At 60.6% G+C, this 17004-nt stretch carries 13 protein-coding genes, 4 tRNA genes and 1 pseudogene; 13 read left to right on the forward strand and 5 right to left on the reverse strand.

All coding sequences use genetic code 11. The annotated features are described in order from the left end of the window. Positions 1-71 precede the first annotated feature (71 nt). The 8 genes and pseudogenes from gmk to AB5Y68_RS14485 all read left to right on the forward strand — a co-directional run bounded on the left by gmk (position 72) and on the right by AB5Y68_RS14485 (position 6866). Positions 72-698 (forward strand): guanylate kinase, encoded by a 627-nt coding sequence (gene gmk / locus AB5Y68_RS14450; RefSeq protein WP_039040668.1) that lies wholly within the window; start codon positions 72-74, stop codon positions 696-698. 79 nt (positions 699-777) lie between these two features. Continuing rightward, positions 778-1053 (forward strand): DNA-directed RNA polymerase subunit omega, encoded by a 276-nt coding sequence (gene rpoZ / locus AB5Y68_RS14455; RefSeq protein WP_005307060.1) that lies wholly within the window; start codon positions 778-780, stop codon positions 1051-1053. A 135-nt stretch (positions 1054-1188) separates the two neighbouring features. Further along, the gene (spoT, locus tag AB5Y68_RS14460; RefSeq protein WP_039040667.1) at positions 1189-3306 is read left to right on the forward strand and encodes a bifunctional GTP diphosphokinase/guanosine-3',5'-bis pyrophosphate 3'-pyrophosphohydrolase; all 2118 of its coding nucleotides are present in this window, start codon (positions 1189-1191) and stop codon (positions 3304-3306) included. A 107-nt stretch (positions 3307-3413) separates the two neighbouring features. Next, a pseudogene (locus tag AB5Y68_RS14465) lies at positions 3414-3510 on the forward strand (tRNA (guanosine(18)-2'-O)-methyltransferase TrmH); the annotation flags it as partial. A gap of 15 nt (positions 3511-3525) precedes the next feature. After that, positions 3526-4257 (forward strand): tRNA (guanosine(18)-2'-O)-methyltransferase TrmH, encoded by a 732-nt coding sequence (trmH, locus tag AB5Y68_RS14470; RefSeq protein WP_039040666.1) that lies wholly within the window; start codon positions 3526-3528, stop codon positions 4255-4257. Then, positions 4257-4922, forward strand: a complete 666-nt coding sequence (locus AB5Y68_RS14475; RefSeq protein ID WP_039040665.1) for a CatB-related O-acetyltransferase — start codon at positions 4257-4259, stop codon at positions 4920-4922. The genes trmH and AB5Y68_RS14475 overlap by 1 nt, the downstream gene beginning before the upstream one ends. After that, positions 4919-5959, forward strand: a complete 1041-nt coding sequence (locus AB5Y68_RS14480; protein WP_039040664.1) for an alpha/beta fold hydrolase — start codon at positions 4919-4921, stop codon at positions 5957-5959. Before AB5Y68_RS14475 ends, AB5Y68_RS14480 begins: the two co-directional genes overlap by 4 nt. Positions 5960-6062: 103 nt before the next feature. Next, complete coding sequence (locus tag AB5Y68_RS14485) at positions 6063-6866, forward strand: Cof-type HAD-IIB family hydrolase (protein ID WP_039040694.1); 804 nt, start codon at positions 6063-6065, stop codon at positions 6864-6866. A 70-nt stretch (positions 6867-6936) separates the two neighbouring features. On the opposite strand, the gene AB5Y68_RS14490 is transcribed toward AB5Y68_RS14485, so the two are convergent. From AB5Y68_RS14490 to AB5Y68_RS14510, 5 genes are all read right to left on the reverse strand, one after another. After that, positions 6937-7455, reverse strand: a complete 519-nt coding sequence (locus AB5Y68_RS14490) for an RICIN domain-containing protein (RefSeq protein ID WP_039040663.1) — start codon at positions 7453-7455, stop codon at positions 6937-6939. A gap of 170 nt (positions 7456-7625) precedes the next feature. Next, positions 7626-7702: transfer RNA gene (locus AB5Y68_RS14495), tRNA-Pro, on the reverse strand. A 59-nt stretch (positions 7703-7761) separates the two neighbouring features. After that, positions 7762-7847, reverse strand: a tRNA-Leu gene (locus AB5Y68_RS14500). A gap of 20 nt (positions 7848-7867) precedes the next feature. Beyond that, positions 7868-7943, reverse strand: a tRNA-His gene (locus tag AB5Y68_RS14505). Positions 7944-7993: 50 nt separating this feature from the next. Further along, a tRNA-Arg gene (locus AB5Y68_RS14510) sits at positions 7994-8070 on the reverse strand. Between the two features lie 263 nt (positions 8071-8333). Here AB5Y68_RS14510 and AB5Y68_RS14515 point away from each other — a divergent pair. The 5 genes from AB5Y68_RS14515 to gorA all read left to right on the forward strand — a co-directional run bounded on the left by AB5Y68_RS14515 (position 8334) and on the right by gorA (position 16628). Next, on the forward strand, positions 8334-8924 hold the full coding sequence (locus tag AB5Y68_RS14515; RefSeq protein WP_039040662.1) for a TetR/AcrR family transcriptional regulator: 591 nt from the start codon (positions 8334-8336) through the stop codon (positions 8922-8924). Further along, the gene (locus AB5Y68_RS14520; RefSeq protein ID WP_039040661.1) at positions 8921-10027 is read left to right on the forward strand and encodes an efflux RND transporter periplasmic adaptor subunit; all 1107 of its coding nucleotides are present in this window, start codon (positions 8921-8923) and stop codon (positions 10025-10027) included. Before AB5Y68_RS14515 ends, AB5Y68_RS14520 begins: the two co-directional genes overlap by 4 nt. A 15-nt stretch (positions 10028-10042) precedes the next feature. Continuing rightward, positions 10043-13123: a multidrug efflux RND transporter permease subunit gene (locus tag AB5Y68_RS14525; protein ID WP_039040660.1), complete on the forward strand. Its 3081-nt coding sequence runs from the start codon at positions 10043-10045 to the stop codon at positions 13121-13123. 120 nt (positions 13124-13243) lie between these two features. Next, on the forward strand, positions 13244-15202 hold the full coding sequence (locus AB5Y68_RS14530) for an ATP-binding protein (protein ID WP_039040659.1): 1959 nt from the start codon (positions 13244-13246) through the stop codon (positions 15200-15202). Positions 15203-15278: 76 nt separating this feature from the next. Beyond that, the gene (gorA, locus tag AB5Y68_RS14535; RefSeq protein ID WP_039040658.1) at positions 15279-16628 is read left to right on the forward strand and encodes a glutathione-disulfide reductase; all 1350 of its coding nucleotides are present in this window, start codon (positions 15279-15281) and stop codon (positions 16626-16628) included. The last annotated feature ends 376 nt before the right edge of the window (positions 16629-17004 follow it).

A 17004-nucleotide genomic window follows, 5' to 3' on the forward strand; every position in this document is an offset into this window, starting at 1 on the left:
CTCCCTTATCGGGCACAAGACGGCGGCCTCTGCTACAACCAAAGCGCGGATCATCGCTTAAAGGTACAGACATGGCGCAACAAGGCACTCTCTATATCATCTCTTCCCCGAGCGGGGCCGGTAAGTCCAGCCTGCTCAATGCCTTGCTGACCCAGCACAACGCCGCCGGCAAGATGCAGCTATCGGTCTCCCACACCACGCGCGCCACCCGTCCCGGTGAAGAGCACGGGGTGCACTACCACTTCGTCAAGGTGGAAGAGTTCAAGGCGCTGATCGAGCGCGGTGACTTTCTCGAGTGGGCAGAAGTCTTCGGCAACTACTACGGCACTTCCCGCGCCGCCATCGAGGCCTGCCTGGCGCAGGGCATCGACGTCTTCCTCGACATCGACTGGCAGGGCGCCCGCCAGATCCGCGAACAGATGCCGACCAAGTCCATCTTCATCCTGCCTCCCAGCCGCGAGGAGCTGGAGCGCCGCCTGATCGGCCGCGGCCAGGACAGCGCCGAGGTGATCAAGGGCCGGATGGAGAAAGCCATTGCCGAAATGGTGCACTATGACGAGTATGACTATGTCATCATCAATGAAGACTTTGAGCTGGCACTGTTCCAGCTCAGGGCCGTCATCGAGTGCCAGCGCCTGGAAATGCGTCAGCAACAGCAGGCCCAGCAAAACTTGCTGAAACAGCTACTGGCAGAGTAAGCCAAAAACAAGTAAACTTTTGCGTCATTTTTAAACACCGCTTTTTCAATCACAGAAAGCCCAAACACTGGAGTCCCGCATGGCCCGCGTTACTGTAGAAGATGCTGTAAAACAGGTAGGTAACCGTTTTGACCTGGTGCTGGTCGCCGCGCGCCGCGCTCGTCAAATCGCGGTACAAGGCAAGGATCCCCTGGTCGACGAAGAGAACGACAAGCCGACCGTGATCGCCCTGCGCGAGATCGAACTGGGTCTGGTCAACAACCAGGTGATGGATACTCAGGACCGCTACGAGCAGCAAGAGCAGGAAGCCGCCGAGCTGGCTGCCGTTGCTGCCATCGCAGAAGGTCGCGGCTAAGTCAGTCGCTTCCCATAGTCGGCGCCCGCCCGGGTGCCGGCTGTTCTCCCCATTTACAACCGCTCGAAAACCTCGCAAACTCGAGGGCATACCCTCAATTTCACGGATTGCCGTTTAACCGCTGCGGGGACTGTCTTGTATTTATTTGAAAATCTTAAAGAAATAGCCAGTTCCTACCTGCCACCCGAGCAGGTTGAGAAGCTCAGGCAAGCCTATGTGGTAGCCCGTGATGCTCACCAGGGACAGATGCGTTCCAGTGGCGAACCCTACATCACTCATCCCGTTGCCGTGGCCCGCATCCTGGGCGACATGCGCCTCGATCACGAGACTCTGATGGCTGCCGTGCTGCACGACGTCATCGAAGATACCCCTGTCACCAAGGACGATCTTGCCGAGCAGTTTGGCAACGCCGTCGCCGAGCTGGTTTCCGGTGTCTCCAAGCTCGACAAGCTGAAGTTCCGCGATCGCAAGGAAGCCCAGGTCGAGAACTTCCGCAAGATGATGATGGCCATGACCCAGGACATCCGGGTCATCCTGATCAAGCTGGCCGACCGCACCCACAACATGCGCACCTTGGGATCTTTGCGGCCGGACAAGCGCCGCCGCATCGCACGGGAAACCCTCGAGATTTTCGCCCCCATCGCCAACCGCCTCGGTATTCACACCATGAAGAACGAGCTGGAAGAGCTCGGCTTCGAGGCGCTCTACCCCATGCGCTCCCGGGTACTGCGGGAATCGGTACGCCGCGCCCGTGGCAACCGGCGTGAGATCATCGACTCCATCCAGAGCGAGATTGAGGGGCGTCTGCGGGAAGCCGGCATCGATGCCCAGGTGAGCGGACGCGAGAAGAACCTGTTCTCCATCTACAACAAGATGGAGAAGAAAGAACTGCAATTCCACGAAGTGATGGATATCTATGCTTTCAGAGTGAGAGTGAAAGACATAGACACCTGCTACCGGGTGCTTGGGCAGATGCACAGCCTCTACAAGCCGCGCCCCGGTCGCTTCAAGGACTACATCGCCATCCCCAAGACCAACGGCTACCAGTCCCTGCACACCTCCCTGGTGGGCCCCCACGGGGTACCGGTGGAGGTGCAGATCCGCACCGAGTTCATGGACCAGATGGCCGACAAGGGCGTCGCCGCCCACTGGGCCTACAAGCAGGATGGGGACAGCTCGGGCACCACGGCCCAGATCCGCGCCCAGCGCTGGATGCAGAGCCTGCTGGAGCTGCAACAGAGCGCCGGCAGCTCCTTCGAGTTCATCGAGGGGGTCAAGACCGACCTCTTCCCCGACGAGATCTACGTCTTCACACCGGAGGGCCGCATCATGGAGCTGCCCGCCGGCGCCACCCCGGTGGACTTCGCCTACACGGTGCACACCGACATCGGTCATGCCTGCGTCGGTTCCCGGGTCGACCGCCACCCCTATCCGCTGAGCAGCCCGCTGCACTCCGGTCAGACGGTGGAGATCATCACGGCCCCCGGCGCCCGCCCGAACGCGGCCTGGCTCAACTTCGTGGTGACCACCAAGGCGCGCTCCAAGATCCGTCAGTTCCTGAAGAACCTGCGCACCGAAGAGTCCGTGGTGCTGGGTCGTCGCCTGCTCAACCATGCGCTGGGCGCCAAGAACATCGAAGACATCCCGGAAGCCCGCGTCAAGCAGGTGCTGGCCGACACCAAACACGAGAACCTGCAGGGGCTGCTGGCCGACGTGGGCCTTGGCAACGCCATGAGCGTCATGGTGGCCCGCCGCATGCTGGGGGATGAGCTGCCGCCGGAAGAGCAGCCCAAATCCACCAGCAAGAAGATGCCGATCAAGGGTGCCGACGGCATGCTGGTCACCTTCGCCAACTGCTGCCGCCCCATCCCGGGGGACGCCATCATCGCCCACATCAGCCCGGGCAAGGGACTGGTGATCCACCAGGAGTCCTGCCGCAACATCAAGGGCTACAGCCGCGAACCGGACAAATACCTGCCGGTGCAGTGGGAGGTGGACAAGGAGCAAGAGCAGGAATTCCGCACCGGCATCAGCATCGAGATCGTCAACCACCAGGGCGCCCTGGCGGAGCTGGCCAACGTGATTGCCGCCACCGGCGCCAACATCCACGCCATCAGCACCGAGGAGAAGGATGGCCGGGTCTATGTGGTCACCCTGCTCATCACCACCAAGAGCCGGATCCACCTCGCCAACATCATGCGCAAGATCCGGGTCATGCCCAACGTGCTCAGGGTGAGCCGACAGAAAAACTGAACACAGGCGGCGCAAGCCGCCTGCTGCTTTTCAAGAGATACCCAGGGCCCCATGCCGCAGGCCACCAGCCTTGTTGCATGCACCGGCCTCACGACATAGAAACCGACATGACTCCTGAACGCTTCAAACGCATTTCCGACATGCTGGCCCAACACCAGCTCGATTTGACCGTCTGCATGCAAGAGATGCGTGCACAAGCCTCACGACATAGAAACTGATATGACTCCTGAACGCTTCAAGCGCATCACCGACATGCTGGCCCAGCGCCAGCTCGACCTGACCGTCTGCATGGAAGAGGTTCATAAACCTCACAACCTGGCCGCCATCGTGCGCACCGCCGATGCCATCGGCATCCACAGGGTGCACGCGGTCTGGCCCAAAAGCTGGATCCACAAGCGCAAGGGCACCGCCCGCGGCAGCCAGAACTGGGTGGACGTGAAGCTGCACCCGGACATCGGCAGTGCGGTGGCCGAACTCAAAGCTTCCGGCATGCAGATCCTGGCGACCCACCTCTCCGACAGCTCCGTGGACTTTCGTGCCATCGACTACACCAGACCCACCGCCATCCTGGTGGGCCAGGAGAAGCACGGCATCGGCGAAGAGGCGCTGGCCCTGGCCGATCACCATATCGTCATCCCCATGGTAGGTATGGTGCAGTCCCTCAATGTCTCGGTGGCCGCCGCCGCCATCCTCTACGAGGCCCAGCGCCAGCGCGAACTGGCCGGCTGTTATCAGCGCGGCTGTCCACTCAGCCTGGAAGAGCAGAACACCATCTTGTTCGAGGGGGGCTATCCCGTCTATGCCCAGCTCTGCAAGGAGAAAGAGATGCCCTACCCCCAGCTCGGTCCGGCCGGCGAGATCCTGGCGGACGAACGCTGGTGGCAGCAGATGCAGCTGACGCGCAAAGGATGGGCCGCACAACAGGAAGAAGATGAATGGCAGGATCAGTGATGGAGAATCCGTTCGGCAGCTGGCTGGAATCCCAGGTCATACGGGATCATCTGACCAACCCCAATATCGAGGCCGGGGAGTACAGCTATTACTCCGGCTACTACCATGGCAAGCCGTTCGAGGATCATTGCGTGCGCTACCTGCTCGGCGATGGCTCGACGCGAGAGTCCTGGGACAGTGGCCAGTGGGGTAAGGAAGTTGACCGTCTGATCATCGGCAAGTTCTGCTCCATCGCCTCCGGCGCCACCTTCATGCTGGCGGGCAACCAGGGTCACCGGATGGACTGGGTATCCACCTTCCCCTTCGATGCCGCCCGCTTCGGTGATGGCGTGCAGGACGGTTTTCTGCGCAAGGGAGACACCCGGATCGGCAACGATGTCTGGATCGGCTCGGAAGCCATGATCATGCCCGGCATCACCATCGGCGATGGCGCCGTCATTGCCACCCGGGCCGTGGTCACCCGGGATGTGGCCCCCTACTCCATAGTGGGCGGCAACCCGGCCAAGCCGATCCGCCCCCGCTTTGACGAGGAGCAGGTCGCCATGCTGCAAGCCATGCAGTGGTGGGACTGGCCGCTGCCCAGCCTGCAAGCCGCCATGCCCCTGCTCTGCTCGAACGATATCACTGCGCTCTACCACCACTGGCGCGAGGAGCTTGCCCGATGAAACCTGCCTCCCTTTCCCTGCTGGCCCTGACCCTGTTTTCTGCCGGAGCCCTTGCCGTGAACAATCCTTACCAGCTGACCACTGAAGCCGACGTCCCCGCCCTCTATCAGCAGACCCTGCCCGACTTCTGGCGCCAGCATGCCGTCGAGGGGGAGTTCCAGGGCAAGGACGGGGTCACCCTCCGCTATGCCGCCCTGCGCCAGCCCAAGATCGATCGCGCCATCCTCATCGTCAACGGCCGGGTTGAGAGCTACCTCAAGTATCAGGAGCTGGCCTGGGATCTCTGGCGCCAGGGTTACAGCCTCTACCTCATCGATCATCGCGGCCAGGGAATGTCAGACCGCATGCTGGCCGACAAAGAGAAGGGATATGTCGACCAGTTCGACGACTATGTCGCCGATCTCAAACAGTTTCATGACGAAGTGATCGCCCAGGACCAACCCGCCAAGCTGTTCCTGCTGGCCCACTCCATGGGGGGGGCCATCTCGGCCCGCTATCTGGAACGCTGGCCGGACGACATCCAGGCGGCGGTGCTCTCCTCCCCCATGATGGGCATCAACCTCGGCGGCCTGCCCAAGTGGCTGGCCAAGGGGTTGGCGGCCACCATCGGCACGGTCGGCGGCTGGGTGGGCGAGCCCCCCTACGGCCCGGGTCAGGGACCCTATGAGGATCACGGCTTTGCCGACAACGAGCTGACCCACAGCACGGCGCGTTATCAGGCCTTCCGCCAGATCTACGAACAGCATCCCCAGGTCAGGCTGGGGGGTGCCACCGCCCACTGGATCCATCAGGCCATCACAGGGTCGGACGCGGCCGTGGCCGACGCCGGCGCCATCAAGACGCCGCTGCTGCTGCTGCAGGCCGGTGAGGACAGCGTGGTGGACAACGCCGCCCAGGAGGCCTTCTGCGCCAAGGCCCAATGTGAAGGGAGCAAGCCGCTGCGCATCGACGGGGCCTGGCACGAGCTCTTCATCGAGGCGGATCCCCAGCGCCAGGCCGCGCTCAATGCAACCCTGGCCTTCTTCGCGCGCTACTGACGCGACCAGAAGGGGCTGGTTATTTTTTGGATCCCTAAATAAATGGGGTGACGGCAGACGCTGGGGTACACTCCCCCGGCGTTCAATTGAAGTCGAGGTAATGATGTTCAAGGTAGTTGTGTCCGATCTCGATGGTACCCTGCTCAACGGGCAGCACCAGATCTCCTCCCGCACCCGGGATACCCTGCACCGTCTGGTCGATCAGGGCGTCAAATTCGTGGTCGCCACCGGCCGCCATCACGTGGACGTGCGCAGCATCCGCGATGCGCTGGGGCTGGATATCTACCTCATCACCTCCAATGGCGCCGTGGTGCACGACAAGCAGGACCAGCTGGTCTACAACCAGGCACTGCCGGCCACAGTGGCGGCCGAACTGATCGCCCTCGAGCGCGACCCCTCCATCCACATCAACGTCTACTACGGCGACGAGTGGCTGGTGGAAGAGGAGCTGCCCTGGTTGCTGCAGTTCCATCACGACTCCGGCTTCAGCTACCGCCTGGCGGATCTGGCCAACCACCCGAAGGACAGGGTCAACAAGGTGTTCTACATCGGCGACCACGACAAGCTGCTGAAGATAGAGGCGCACCTCAACCAGCAATATGGTGATCGGATCAACGTCACCTTCTCCCTGCCTGACTGCCTCGAGGTGATGCACGCCGGCGTGCACAAGGGCAATGCCGTGCGCGCCGTGCTGGAGCAGCACGGGCTGGAGATGTCCCAGGCAGTGGCCTTTGGCGATGGCATGAACGACTTCGAGATGCTGAGCATGGTGGGCCGTGGCGTCGTCATGGGCAACGCCCACGATCGCCTCAAACAGGCCCTGCCAGAGCATGAACAGACCCTCACTTCCGATGAAGATGGCGTTGCCGTCTATCTGGAGAAACTGTTCGCCTCCCAGACCCGCTGATAAGGCATCCCCATCGCGGATCGAAAAAGGGTGGCCCATGTGGCCACCCTTTTTGTTTCTCGCTCTCTTGTCACCACGCCAGAGCTGGGCGCACCAGACGGTTCAACAGCGTGCCGGATGGCGTCCACTCAAAACTCTGGTTGGCGCCGCCATAGCATTCGGCGAGGCGCAGGGGGACGGCGGGCTTGTGACGGCGACCCGCCACATCCAGGCACAGTGACACCTGCCGATTGAACAGACGATCCCCCTGCCACAGCCATTGATGGCTCTCCTCCCGGCACGCCTCCATCCCCAGATCATCCTCCCCTTTGGCGACCAGGCAATCCCCGGCCAGTTGCAGGGCACCGACATCCCAGCTGAATGACTGGTTCGATTGCTGATCGCAGGGCTGAGTCAGCAGACGGCCCTGCTCGCTCAGGGTCACGCAGAAGCCACCACTGGTCACCAAGGTGGCCTCGAGTTCGGCCTTTGGCTTGGGGGCGGCGCCCATCAGAAGATCTTCCGGTTTTGGCTGCAGGGCGCAGCCACCCAGCAGCAGTGCGGCCATGGCCAGCACGGAGAGTTGAAGAGAAGTGATATGGTGATGCATAGGCCTTGTATCTGGTCCGTGCCCGAGCGTCCCCTGTCTCGCGGCTCCGGGCCCAGCATACCGAACTCGTGGCGAACAGGCGCCTGAAGAAGTGTAAAAAGACGTGACAGGAAAAAGCGGAAGAGAAACACCAAAAAGCAAAAACCCCGCCTGAGCGGGGTTTTCAAATGTGGTCGGTGATAAAGGATTCGAACCTTTGACCCTCTGGTCCCAAACCAGATGCGCTACCGGGCTGCGCTAATCACCGAGGGGGTATTCCAAAAACACAAAGATGACCATCTGGTCATCCTCGTCATACAGCAAGTATGGTGCGAAGAGAGGGACTCGAACCCTCACACCCGGGGGGCACTAACACCTGAAGCTAGCGCGTCTACCAATTCCGCCACCTTCGCGTACCTGACAAGCTGTAAAATGGGGTGGCTGATGGGGCTCGAACCCACGACAACCGGAATCACAATCCGGGACTCTACCAACTGAGCTACAGCCACCACAGCTGTTTTCGTTCTTCAACACGCCCGTTTAACCGGCGCACTTTTGATGGTGCGCCCGACAGGATTCGAACCTGTGACCTCTGCCTCCGGAGGGCAGCGCTCTATCCAGCTGAGCTACGGGCGCTACGCTGTCGAACGGGGCGCATTATTGATGATGATGCCGACCTTGTCTACTCTTTTTTTGACACAAAGAATCAAGTGCCTGTTTTTCAATCACTTCCGACCCTTTTCAACTATTTTTGTTTTGTTCAGGCTGGATCCAGCAATTCCCCACTACTTTTTGAATCCCTCACCCCATAGGGTCAAAGATGATGGGCAATGCTTGACTTGCCTTTGCGCCCACCTAGAATGAATGAACGTTCATTCAGTCGTTGACCTCTGATAACCATGGATAAGAAAGAACGCATTTTCGAAGCAGCTCACGAGATCCTCGGCGAGCAGGGCTTCTACGGCCTTTCCATTGCCGTGGTCGCCAAGAAAGCCAAGGTGGCGGCAGGTACCATCTATCGCTATTTCAGCGACAAGGATGACCTGATCCGCCAGCTCTATCAGCACACTATCCTCAAGTTTCATCCCCTGGTCATGGAAGGTGTGCAGATAGAAGAGGTGTCCTATAAGCAGTATCGACGCCTCTGGCTCAACATCGATGCCATCTTCACCAGCTACCCCAATGCACTCAAGTGCAAATTGCAGTACGAAAGTTCTCCATTGGGGGCTGAATTGGAGCGGGATCCGGTCATAATGGCGACGTGGGCGCCACTTGAGCGCTTCTTTGAGCAAGGACGCCAACAGGGACTCTTCATCGATCTCCCCATTCTGGTGTTGCAAGCATTGAGTCTGGATTGCGTGGCCAACCTGGCACAGCAGCGCCGGGTTCACGATTTCGAATTGACGCAGGAACAGCTGGAGACGGTCATCCGGGCCAGCTGGAATGCCATTTTAAACCCTAATGTTTCCATCACAGGAGCCTGTTCATGAAAAAGTGGATGGCCATCATGTTGCTGATAGCACTCGCCCTGTTTGGCAGTGTCATCGGCTTCAATATGTTCAAGCAGAAGAAGATTGCAGAGTTCATGGCCAATCGGCCCGAGCCCGAGTTCCCGGTCACCGCCATGGTCACCAAGGCGCAGGACTGGGTCCCCACCATTGAAGCCATCGGCTTCATCGAGCCGAACCAGGGGGTCACCCTCTCCAGCGAGCTGTCAGGCACCATCGACAGCATCCGGTTCGAATCCGGGGCACATGTCAAAGCGGATCAACTGCTGCTGAGCCTGGACTCCAGTGTGGAAAAAGCCAATCTGAACTCCTCCCAGGCCAGGCTGCCGGCAGCCAGGGCCAAGTTCGAGCGCTACAAGAACCTCTATCAGAAGAATTCCATCTCCCGGGACCAGCTGGATGATGCCGAGGCAAGCTACCGCTCCCTGGAGGCGGACATCGACAGTCTGAAGGCCACCATCGCCCGTCGTGAGGTGCGTGCCCCCTTCAGCGGTGCCGTGGGCCTGCGCAACGTCTTCCTCGGCCAGTATCTGGAACCGGGTACCCAGATTGTGCGCCTCGAAGACACCAGCGTGATGCGCCTGCGCTTCACCGTGCCCCAGACCGACATCTCCAAAATCACCCTGGGACAGACCATCAAGATCAACGTGGATGCCTATCCCCAGACCCAGTTTGACGGCCAGATCACGGCCATCGAGCCCGCGGTCAACTATCAGAGCGGCCTGATCCAGGTGCAGGCAGACATCCCGAACAACGACGGCCAGCTCCGTTCCGGCATGTTCGCCCGCGCCAGCATCATACTGCCCACGGTGAAGGACCAGATCGTGATCCCGCAGTCCGCCATCTCCTTCACCCTCTATGGCGAGAACGTCTACGTCATTCACGAGGCTGACGGCGTGAAACGCGCCAAGCAGGTGGTGGTCAAGGCAGGTGAGCGTCGCGGCAACGATGTCCATGTGCTGTCCGGCATCAAGGCTGGCGATCAAATCGTGCTGTCGGGTCAGGTTCGCCTGAGCAACGATACCAAGGTGCACGTGGTCGAGAACGATGCCCTTGCCGTTCCGGCACAAACCCCGATGCTGTAAGCGCGGAGAGCTGCGATGCGATTTACTGACATATTCATAAAACGGCCTGTGCTGGCGATCTCGCTCAGCTTCCTGATAGCCCTGCTGGGCTTCCAGGCCATCTTCAAGATGCAGGTGCGTGAATACCCCGAGGTGATCAACACCGTCATCACGGTCAACACCAGCTACTATGGCGCCAGTGCGGACCTGATCCAGGGCTTCATCACCCAGCCCCTGGAGCAGGCGGTCGCCCAGGCCGACAACATCGACTTCATGACCTCCTCGAGCCAGCTGGGCAGTTCCACGGTGACGGCGTACATGAAGCTCAACACCGATCCGAACGCCGCGCTGTCCGACATCCTGGCCAAGGTCAACTCGGTGCGTTCCCAGTTGCCCAAAGAGGCGGAAGACCCTTCGGTCACCTCCTCCACCGGCTCCACCACGGCGGTGCTCTACATGGGCTTCACCAGCCCGGAGCTCAATTCCAGCCAGATCACCGACTACCTGGAGCGGGTCATCAAGCCCCAGCTGTTTACCGTGGGCGGGGTCTCCAAAGTGGATCTGTATGGCGGGGTCGAATTCGCCCTGCGGGTGTGGCTGGATCCGGCCAAGATGGCCGCCTTTGACCTGACCTCAAGCGACGTGATGACGGTGCTCAACAGCAACAACTATCAGTCCGCGACCGGCCAGGCCACCGGCTATTTCACCCTGTTCAACGGCAACGCCGAGACCCAGGTCGGCAACATCGAAGAGCTCAAGCGTCTGGTGGTCGCCACCCGCGACAGCAAGGTGATCCGTCTCTCCGACATCGCCAAGGTCTCCCTGGAGAAGAGCCACGACATCTATCGCGCCAGCGCCAACGGCCGCGAGGCCGTAGTTCTGGCCATCAACGCAGCCCCGACAGCCAACCCCATCAACATTGCCCACGATGTGCTGGAGCTGCTGCCGAGCCTGAAGCGCAACATGCCGAGCACCATGCAGGTGAACGTCCTGTATGACTCCACCATCGCCATCAACGAATCCATCCACGAGGTCATCAAGACCATACTGGAGGCGGCAGCCATCGTACTGGTGGTGATCACCCTGTTCCTCGGTTCGTTCCGGGCGGTCATCATCCCCATCATCACCATTCCCCTGAGCCTCATCGGCGTGGTGATGATGATGGACATGTTCGGCTTCTCCATAAACCTCATGACCCTGCTGGCGATGGTGCTGGCCATCGGTCTGGTGGTGGATGACGCCATCGTGGTGCTGGAGAACGTCGACCGTCACATCAAGGAAGGGGAAGAGCCGTTCCGGGCCGCCATCATAGGTACCCGGGAGATCGCCGTGCCCGTCATCGCCATGACGGTCACCCTGGCGGCGGTGTATGCGCCCATCGCCCTGATGGGGGGCATCACCGGCTCCCTGTTCAAGGAGTTCGCGCTGACCCTGGCGGGCGCCGTGTTCGTCTCGGGCATCATCGCCCTGACCCTGTCGCCCATGATGTGCGCCAAGATGCTCAGGGCCAACGAGGAGCCCGGCAAGTTCGAGCGTACCGTACACGATCTGCTGGACCGGATGACGGCCCGCTACGACGCCATGCTCCATGCCGTGATGCAAAAGCGCATCGTGGTCATCCTGTTTGCCGTCATCGTGTTCGCCAGCCTGCCGCTGCTGTTCAAGTTCATTCCGAGCGAGCTGGCCCCGTCCGAGGACAAAGGCGTCATGGCGGTGCTGGGGACGGCTCCTTCCAACGCCAACCTGGACTACATCGAAAACACCATGGCGGACGTGAACAAAGTCCTGGACGACCAGCCGGAAATCGCTTACTCCCAGGTCTTCTCGGGGGTGTTCAACTCCAACCAGGCGTTCGGTATCGCCTCCATGGTGCCCTGGAGCCAGCGTGAAGCGAGCCAGAAAGAGGTGCTGGATCGGGTCGCCGGTCTGGTGAAGGACATCCCCGGGATGGCCATCACCACCTTCCAGTTCCCGGAACTGCCGGGGGCCTCGAGCGGTCTGCCCATCCAGTTCGTCATCACCACCCCGAACAGCTTCGAGAGCCTGTTCCTGATCGCGGGTGAGATGCTGGCGGCAACCCAGGCCAACGGCCAGTTCGTCTATTCGGATCTCGATCTGAACTACGACTCGGCCACCATGAAGATCAGCATCGACAAGGACAAGGCGGGTGCCTACGGCATCACCATGCAGGACATCGGCATCACCATGGGCACCATGATGGCGGACGGTTACGTCAACCGTATCGACCTGGATGGCCGCTCCTACGAGGTGATCCCGCAGGTGGAGCGCAAGTTCCGTCTCAACCCCGAGTCCATCAAGGGGTACTACGTGCGTGCCGCCGACGGCAAGTCGATCCCGCTGGGCAGCCTGATCAAGATTGAAGTGAAGGGAGAGCCCCGTGCCCTGCCCCACTTCAACCAGCTGAACTCCGCCACCATCGGCGCCGTGCCGGCACCGGGCGTGGCCATGGGGGATGCGATCAACTGGTTCAAGGCGACCGCGGAAGAGAAGCTGCCCCAAGGCTATCGTTACGACTTCATGGGTGAAGCCCGCCAGTTCGTGACCGAAGGGAATGCGCTCTACGCCACCTTCGCCCTGGCCCTGGCCATCATCTTCCTGGTGCTGGCGATCCAGTTCGAATCCGTGCGTGACCCGCTGGTCATCATGGTGTCGGTGCCGCTGGCCATCAGTGGCGCGCTGATCGCCCTGGCGTGGGGCATGGCCACCATGAACATCTACTCCCAGGTCGGTCTCATCACCCTGGTCGGTCTGATTACCAAGCACGGTATTCTGATCTGCGAGGTGGCGAAGGAGGAGCAGCTGCTCCATGGTCTGAACCGGATGCAAGCCGTGATGCAGGCTGCCAAGGTCCGTCTGCGCCCCATCCTGATGACCACGGCGGCGATGATCGCAGGCCTTATCCCGCTGCTCTATGCCTCGGGTGCGGGGGCGGCACAGCGCTTCAGCATCGGCATCGTCATCGTGGCGGGTCTGGCCATCGGCACCCTGTTCACCCTGTTCGTGCTGCCGGTCATCTACACCTTCCTGGCATCCGAGCACAAGCCGCTGCCGGAATTCGACGAATCCATCCCGGCAAAAGCCAAGGGCGGTCACTGATCCCAGCCCACACAAACAAGGCCCCGAAAGGGGCCTTGTTTTTATCCATTGGATGACACACGACATAAGTCCATGAAGCAGTTAAACTAAACCGCACTCAATCCAGACCGCAAGGACGCCATGTCAGGAATCTTCTCCAAGGCCGTCGGCCTTAACGGACTCTCTTATCGTCTGCTTTCCTACATTCTGATCTGCAGTACGGTGCTGGCACTGCTCATCACCGTGCTTCAGCTCGCCTGGGACTACAACAAGGATGTGACCGTCATCGAGGCCAGCATCGGCCAGATCGAGGCCTCCTTCCTGCAACCCATCTCGGCCAGTCTCTGGAATCTGGATGAAGAGCAGGTGAAGGTGCAGATCGAGGGCATCATGAACCTGCCCAACATGCAGTTCGTCATGGTCAAGGAGATGCTGGGCAATTCGGAAGTACCTCTGCTCACCCAGGGGGTGGAGCAGCCCCAATACGACATCTCCCGCGAGTTCACCCTGAGCTACCAGGGGGAAGTGGTCGGCAAGTTGTTCGTCGCCGCTTCCCTGGAGCAGGTCTACCAGCGCCTCATCGAGAAATCCGTGCTGATCCTGGTCAGCCAGACCATCAAGACCCTGGTCGTCTCGTTCTGCATCCTGGTCATCATCTACTATCTGGTGATCCGTCACATCAACCGCATCGTCAGCTATGCCCAGAAACTGAGCCTGGATCGCCTCGCGGTGGAGCTGACCCTGGAGGGTCGCCCCCTGCCCCGCAAGTCCCCTGACGAATTCGATACCCTGGCCGCCACCCTCAACCAGATGCGCACCCGGCTGAACGACGAGTTCACGGCCCGCCATCAGGCCGCCGATCAGCTCCAGCAGGAGCGGGACTTCTCCGCCACCCTGATCAACTCCGCCAACATGGTCATCTGCTGCATGGAGCCGGATCTCAACATCGCCAGCATCAACCCGGCGGCCATCCTGCTCACCGGCTATCACCACCAGGAGCTGTTGCAGCACAACTGGCTGGATCTCTTCGTCAGCAAGGAGCAGCGTGACGAGCTGGCCGCCACCCTGGCCGAGCAGGGCGCCCTGGAGGACAGGGAGATCACCATGCACGACCAGCAGGGCAACGAGCTGGTACTGCAGTGGACCTTCGCTCCCTTCTACGAGGGGCCCAACCTCAAGTACCTGATCGGCTTTGGTTATGACATCACCCCCCTCAAAAAGGTCGAGCGGGAGATCACCCTGTTCAACGAGCAGCTGGAAGGCAAGGTGGCGGAGCGTACCCGCAGCCTGAGTGATGCCAACGACCAGCTGGGCAAGGCCTATGACGATCTCAAGCAGGCCCAGCAGACCCTGGTGGAGTCGGAAAAGATGGCCTCCCTCGGTTCCTTGGTTGCCGGCGTGGCCCACGAGATCAACACCCCCATCGGCATCAGCGTCACCGCCTCCTCCTACCTGCAGGAGCGGGTGGCCGACTTCAAGCAGCATATCGAGGCCAAGCAGCTCTCCCGCACCTACCTCAACGAATTCACCCAGAATCTCGACGAGTCGATGCAACTGCTGCAAGGCAACCTGAGACGCGCTTCAGAGCTCATCGCCAGCTTCAAGCAGGTAGCGGTCGATCAGTCCTCCGAGGCCCGCTACAACTTCAGCCTCGCCGACAACCTGCATCAGGTGGTGGTCTCCCTCGGCTACAAGCTCAAGAAGGCCCAGTGCGAGGTGGACATCCAGTGCGATCCCAAGCTGAGCATCTACTCCTTCCCGGGCAGCTTCACCCAGATCTATTCCAACCTGATCCTCAACTCCATCCATCACGGTTTCGATGGCTGGGACAGGCCCAGAAAGATCACCATCCAGGTGGCGCAGCAGGGAGACGAGCTGGTCATCGACTACAGTGACAACGGCCGCGGCATCCCCCCGGAGATACTACCGCGCATCTTCGATCCCTTCGTCACCTCCAAGCGGGGCCAGGGTGGCAGCGGGCTCGGCACCCATATCATCTACAACCTGGTGGTCCAGCTGCTGCGTGGCCGCATCCACTGCGCCAGCGAACCGGGCCAGGGTGCCCAGTTCCACATTCGCCTGCCCATCCAGCAGAACTGAGCACCGGCTCTTGTGGGCCGGCCGCTTTGTCCCCATCATGCTGTGACTGCATTCTTAACGAGCGGAGAACCTCGCAATGGCACAGCATTTTGACTACATCGCCATCGGTGGCGGCAGCGGCGGCATCGCCTCGGCCAACCGGGCAGCCATGTACGGCAAGAAAGTCGCCCTGATCGAAGCCAAAGAGCTGGGTGGCACCTGCGTCAACGTCGGCTGCGTACCGAAGAAGGCCATGTGGTATGCAGGCCAGATCGCCGATGCCCTGAAATATGGCGCCGACTACGGCTTCGACACCACGCTCAACCACTTCAGCTGGGCCAAGCTGGTCGAATCCCGTCAGGCCTATATCGGGCGCATTCACCAGTCCTACCAGAACGTGCTGGGCAAGAACCAGATCACTGTCATCAAGGGCTTCGCCCGCTTCATCGACAGCCATACCGTCGAGGTGAACGGCGAGCACTACAGCGCCGATCACATCCTGATTGCCACCGGCGGCCGCCCCGAGGTCCCGACCATTCCGGGCGCCGAACTGGGTATCGACTCCGACGGTTTCTTCGACCTGAAAAGCCAGCCCAAACGGGTTGCCGTGGTGGGTGCCGGCTATATCGCCGTGGAGATCGCAGGCGTGATGCAGGCTCTTGGCTCCGAGACCCATCTGGTGGTGCGCAAGCATGCGCCGCTGCGCAACTTCGACCCCATGATCCACGAGACCCTGGTGGAGATCATGGCGCAGGAAGGGCCCAAGCTGCACACCCACGCCATTCCCAAGGCCGTCATCAAGAACGCAGACGACAGCCTGACCCTGCAACTGGAAGATGGTCGCCACCTCACCGTGGACTGCCTCATCTGGGCCATCGGTCGCGTGCCCGCCACCGACAACCTCAATCTGGCTGCCACCGGCATCACCCTGGACGAGAAGGGCTTCATCCCCACAGACAAGTTCCAGAACACCGACGTCGCCAACCTCTATGCCGTCGGTGACAACACCGGCCGCATCCAGCTCACCCCGGTGGCTGTCGCGGCAGGCCGCCGCCTCTCGGAGCGGCTGTTCAACAACAAGCCGGGCGAGCACCTCAACTACGATCTGGTGCCGACCGTGGTGTTCAGCCACCCGCCCATCGGCACCATCGGCCTGACCGAGCCGGAAGCCGTCGCCGAATACGGTGAAGATCAGGTGAAGGTCTACCGTAGCCAGTTCACCGCCATGTATTCGGCACTGACCCAGCATCGCCAGCCCACCCGGATGAAACTGGTCTGCGTCGGGCCGGAAGAGAAGGTGGTCGGCCTGCATGGAATCGGCTTCGCCATGGACGAGATCCTGCAAGGCTTCGGCGTCGCCATGAAGATGGGCGCCACCAAGGCGGACTTCGACAACTGCGTCGCCATTCATCCAACCAGTGCGGAAGAGTTTGTGACCATGCGATAAGCGGGGTTGAAGCTGGCCTGTCATTATCAGACCAGCTTCTACAACTGTGTTTACACTCTCCATCCGACCAGCGCGGAAGAGTTTGTGACCATGCGATAAGTGGAGTTGAAGCTGACCTCATCACCATCGGGTCAGCTTCCACCACTTGCTACCAAAACCCGGCTCAGGCCGGGTTTTTTGTGCCTTGCCCATCAACCAGCTAGCAAAACCCGCCTTCTTTACGCCGATTTTACGCCAGCCAAATTGGGCTTTATGGCGCCTTTACGCCCGTTCTACATACCCTTTCAGCGTCAATGAGACCTATGGGATCGACACGGATATGCATCGATCCCTGACGCTAATTACCTCAACGGAGTCGTTATGAATTGGCTATATC

Origin of the sequence: Aeromonas sp. R6-1, assembly GCF_040908165.1 — a bacterium.
Lineage (GTDB): Bacteria > Pseudomonadota > Gammaproteobacteria > Enterobacterales > Aeromonadaceae > Aeromonas > Aeromonas caviae.

What these genes read in the sequence shown, in the direction of transcription:
- AB5Y68_RS14475 (WP_039040665.1), top strand. Translation starts at nt 4,257, where the DNA reads ATGGAGAATCCGTTCGGCAGCTGGCTGGAATCCCAGGTCATACGGGAT.
- AB5Y68_RS14480 (WP_039040664.1), top strand. Translation starts at nt 4,919, where the DNA reads ATGAAACCTGCCTCCCTTTCCCTGCTGGCCCTGACCCTGTTTTCTGCC.
- AB5Y68_RS14530 (WP_039040659.1), top strand. Translation starts at nt 13,244, where the DNA reads ATGTCAGGAATCTTCTCCAAGGCCGTCGGCCTTAACGGACTCTCTTAT.
- AB5Y68_RS14520 (WP_039040661.1), top strand. Translation starts at nt 8,921, where the DNA reads ATGAAAAAGTGGATGGCCATCATGTTGCTGATAGCACTCGCCCTGTTT.
- AB5Y68_RS14525 (WP_039040660.1), top strand. Translation starts at nt 10,043, where the DNA reads ATGCGATTTACTGACATATTCATAAAACGGCCTGTGCTGGCGATCTCG.
- trmH (WP_039040666.1), top strand. Translation starts at nt 3,526, where the DNA reads ATGACTCCTGAACGCTTCAAGCGCATCACCGACATGCTGGCCCAGCGC.
- AB5Y68_RS14515 (WP_039040662.1), top strand. Translation starts at nt 8,334, where the DNA reads ATGGATAAGAAAGAACGCATTTTCGAAGCAGCTCACGAGATCCTCGGC.
- gmk (WP_039040668.1), top strand. Translation starts at nt 72, where the DNA reads ATGGCGCAACAAGGCACTCTCTATATCATCTCTTCCCCGAGCGGGGCC.
- rpoZ (WP_005307060.1), top strand. Translation starts at nt 778, where the DNA reads ATGGCCCGCGTTACTGTAGAAGATGCTGTAAAACAGGTAGGTAACCGT.
- gorA (WP_039040658.1), top strand. Translation starts at nt 15,279, where the DNA reads ATGGCACAGCATTTTGACTACATCGCCATCGGTGGCGGCAGCGGCGGC.
- AB5Y68_RS14485 (WP_039040694.1), top strand. Translation starts at nt 6,063, where the DNA reads ATGTTCAAGGTAGTTGTGTCCGATCTCGATGGTACCCTGCTCAACGGG.
- AB5Y68_RS14490 (WP_039040663.1), bottom strand. Translation starts at nt 7,455, where the DNA reads ATGCATCACCATATCACTTCTCTTCAACTCTCCGTGCTGGCCATGGCC.